Here is a 2,925-nt window from a genome sequence, read left to right as displayed (position 1 = left end):
TTTATTTACAATTGGGTTTACTAAAAAGAGTGCTCAACAGTTCTTTGAGCTTCTGATTAATGCTGGAGTAAGGCGAGTTATCGATACGAGACTGAATAATAAATCTCAATTAGCTGGTTTCACAAAAAAGACGGATTTTGAATACTTTTTGCAGCAAATTGGGAATATTGACTATATACATCGTCTAGAATTGGCTCCGACCAAGGATATCCTAAATACCTATAAAAAAAATAATGGCGATTGGGAAACCTACGAAAAACAGTTCTTACAATTAATTACAGAGCGTGAAATCGAAAAGACAGTATCACCAGATTTATTAGATGGTAGCTGTTTGCTGTGTAGTGAACCTACTCCCCATAACTGTCATCGCCGTTTAGTAGCAGAATATCTGAGTCAAAAATTGGGAACTATAAAAATAGTTCACCTATGATTTATCCCAAATCCCCTTTGCTAAGACCATAGAAAAGCATCAGTCAGCTATCAGCTATCAGCTCTCAGCTCTCAGCTCTCAGCTATCAGCTATCAGCTCTCAGCTCTCAGCTCTCAGCTCTCAGCTCTCAGCCATCAGCCATCAGCTATCAGCTATCAGCTATCAGCTCTCAGCTATCAGCTATCAGCCATCAGCTATCAGCTCTCAGCTCTCAGCTCTCAGCTCTCAGCTCTCAGCTCTCAGGCATTCGCCTGTGGCGAAGCTACAGCGAACAGCTTTTGAATAAAATAAGCTGACCGCTGACCGCTGACCGCTGACCACTGACCACTGACCGCTGACCGCTGACCACTGACCGCTGACCACTGACCACTGACCGCTGACCGCTGAATGCTTACGTCTAAACTAACCTTACTTGGGATTAGATAGCAGCATGACTCAGATTATTTGCTTGGCTAACTCCTGGAAGCATGGCGAGAGATGTATCGCTGGAATTAATTCCCTTAAACGTCAATGGATTCGTCCTGTATCTGATTTACCGGATGGTCGCATTCCGAAACCAATGCGTCAGATTGCGGGAAGGGAACCAACTTTACTGGATATTTTAGATATTCCTTTGGCTAAAACTGGACCCGACTTTGGCTTTGAGTATGAAAATCTTTTGGTATTACCAGGACAATGGCGACGAGTAGGACAAGTTCCCGCTGGATATCTCAATAAGTTTTGCAGCCGGGAAAAATACATTCTCCATAATAATGAGCGCTATGTAACCGTGAATTTCTTGCAGTCATTACCGGTAGAGCAACGCTGTACACTACAACTGGTGAAAGCTGTGGAGTTCTTGGTTCAACCTATTGGTGTCAGAGATAAGGGTGTAGAAAAATGGGAAGGTTCACTGGTAACAGATTGTGGACAAGAATTGACTGCTACGATTACTGACCCCGTATTTGTTAGGCATTTAGAGTTAGGCTATCGACCACAAAATCAGTGTTTGGTTACGGTTAGTCTCAGCATGCCTTGGCGACCTGATGATTGGAAAAAGGATGGTGATCCTTGTTGGAAGTTGATAGCAGGTGTTATTGAATTACCTAACAAATCAGGGAATAAACTGAGAATAGGAATGGATGATGAGCTTCCTTTTTAGGAATTCAAGTAGGGTGGGCAAAGTAAGATAATCTAGAGTATTCAGAATAATCCAACAGTTTTTGCCCACCATAAAAGTCAAATAAATACCAATTCAAGTAGGGTGGGCAAAGTAAGATAATCTAGAGTATTCAGAATAATCCAACAGTTTTTGTCCACCATAAAAGTCAAATAAATACCAATTCAAGTAGGGTGGGCAAATTAAGATAATCATTAATACTAAAAAAAATAAACTGTTTTTGCCCACCCTACAACCTAAATGATAACAATTTTATTTCTTTTTGCTACAGAGGATACGGGAATTAGGTCATAAGGTGATAAACTGATAATGTAAGGCGGTGATATAGGGGATTAAGGTGTACCAATATTTTGTGTAATTGGTATTACTAGGAACGAATGCGATCGCATTCTACTAACTAGCTTCCTATAATCAACTAAATCATTCCTTTACCATTGTTTACCATTGACGAAAGTTAATGGATAATCCCTAAGTCAGCATGGGAGACCCTAGTGATGCTAGTTGAGTTCAGCGTAGAAAATTATCGCTCATTTAAAGAGCGCCAGACCTTGAGCATGGTGGCATCTAAGAAAAAAACTGGCGAGAATAGCAATAGTTTCCCGATGCCTAATGTTAAGTCTCTGCGCCTACTCACCAGCGCTGTGGTCTACCAAAACTTCTTGAAATGTGAGAGCCTTGTGTCTTTAGACCGAGGGTGAAACAGAGAGACTGGGTTGACCCAGTCGTGTCTCTAAGCGTCTTTCTTTATTTCAGATCTAATAATTTTTTATACAAGTTCTCCCACACTGGTATTTGATTCTCTAGCTGATAATTGAAGCCACTTCCAAGTAGTCCCAGTTAGCCAAACGGTATGGGGCTTCTTCAATTCATAATGATGTACGGGTACTCCCCGCATTCTTTTTCTGGTTTTCCACTCATTTATTGTTGACATCTTCAGAACCAACCTCTCTACTAAGAGTATATAAAAAAACAAGGAGGTGATGACAAGTGTACAAGACCATTCCAGTCAAAGCTAGTTTTTCAGAGGAGGAAAAAGCCTTTTGGTTGTTCCAATGCGAGAATGCTAATAGCCTAGGGAATTGTGCAACTTATTATGCGAAGCAAAAACATTACTCTTGGTTGGAGCAACAACCAGAAGCTTATACTACTTTCTGGAGAGGGGATGTGTTGAGATCTGGGTGGAAGACCTATAAGTGCGGGGTAAAATACGCAGAACTTTGTAAAGAACTAAAAGAGAACCCTCACTATAGAGCGATGGCAGCTCAGTCTGCTCAACAAACCCTTAAGTCTGTGGCTGAATCAATAACAAGTTATAACAAATTAGTTGGACTTTACT

Annotated in this window: 5 protein-coding genes and 1 pseudogene; 4 read left to right on the top strand and 2 right to left on the bottom strand. The window is 40.9% G+C overall.

The window, feature by feature from the left end:
• Positions 1–430: DUF488 domain-containing protein (locus LYNGBM3L_RS06230; protein ID WP_008180409.1), on the top strand; the 430-nt coding region annotated here is incomplete at its 5' end.
• A gap of 225 nt (positions 431–655) precedes the next feature.
• On the opposite strand, the gene LYNGBM3L_RS35975 is transcribed toward LYNGBM3L_RS06230, so the two are convergent.
• A complete protein-coding gene (locus LYNGBM3L_RS35975; protein ID WP_154659690.1) occupies positions 656–793 on the bottom strand; it encodes a hypothetical protein in 138 nt (45 codons plus the stop codon).
• Between the two features lie 67 nt (positions 794–860).
• On the opposite strand from LYNGBM3L_RS35975, the gene LYNGBM3L_RS42910 reads away from it, so the two are divergent.
• Both LYNGBM3L_RS42910 and LYNGBM3L_RS45455 read left to right on the top strand, forming a co-directional pair.
• Positions 861–1,571 carry a dual OB domain-containing protein gene (locus LYNGBM3L_RS42910; RefSeq protein WP_008180407.1) on the top strand — a complete coding sequence of 237 codons (711 nt, stop codon included), beginning with the start codon at positions 861–863 and terminating at the stop codon, positions 1,569–1,571.
• A 512-nt stretch (positions 1,572–2,083) separates the two neighbouring features.
• On the top strand, positions 2,084–2,287 hold the full coding sequence (locus LYNGBM3L_RS45455) for a hypothetical protein (protein WP_044492370.1): 204 nt from the start codon (positions 2,084–2,086) through the stop codon (positions 2,285–2,287).
• A 68-nt stretch (positions 2,288–2,355) separates the two neighbouring features.
• Here LYNGBM3L_RS45455 and LYNGBM3L_RS45450 read toward each other — a convergent pair whose 3' ends face one another.
• Positions 2,356–2,520, bottom strand: a complete 165-nt coding sequence (locus LYNGBM3L_RS45450) for a hypothetical protein (protein ID WP_165691892.1) — start codon at positions 2,518–2,520, stop codon at positions 2,356–2,358.
• 56 nt (positions 2,521–2,576) lie between these two features.
• On the opposite strand from LYNGBM3L_RS45450, the pseudogene LYNGBM3L_RS06215 reads away from it, so the two are divergent.
• Positions 2,577–2,925 (top strand): annotated as a pseudogene (locus LYNGBM3L_RS06215) (RNA-guided endonuclease TnpB family protein); the annotation flags it as partial.

This window comes from Moorena producens 3L (assembly GCF_000211815.1).
Lineage (GTDB): Bacteria > Cyanobacteriota > Cyanobacteriia > Cyanobacteriales > Coleofasciculaceae > Moorena > Moorena producens.
Note: the sequence above shows the minus strand (reverse complement) of the source record. Positions and strands in the feature narration are given on the sequence as shown.

Coding starts and splice junctions, on each gene's coding strand:
- LYNGBM3L_RS45450 (WP_165691892.1), bottom strand. CDS start 2,520: ATGTCAACAATAAATGAGTGGAAAACCAGAAAAAGAATGCGGGGAGTA.
- LYNGBM3L_RS45455 (WP_044492370.1), top strand. CDS start 2,084: ATGCTAGTTGAGTTCAGCGTAGAAAATTATCGCTCATTTAAAGAGCGC.
- LYNGBM3L_RS42910 (WP_008180407.1), top strand. CDS start 861: ATGACTCAGATTATTTGCTTGGCTAACTCCTGGAAGCATGGCGAGAGA.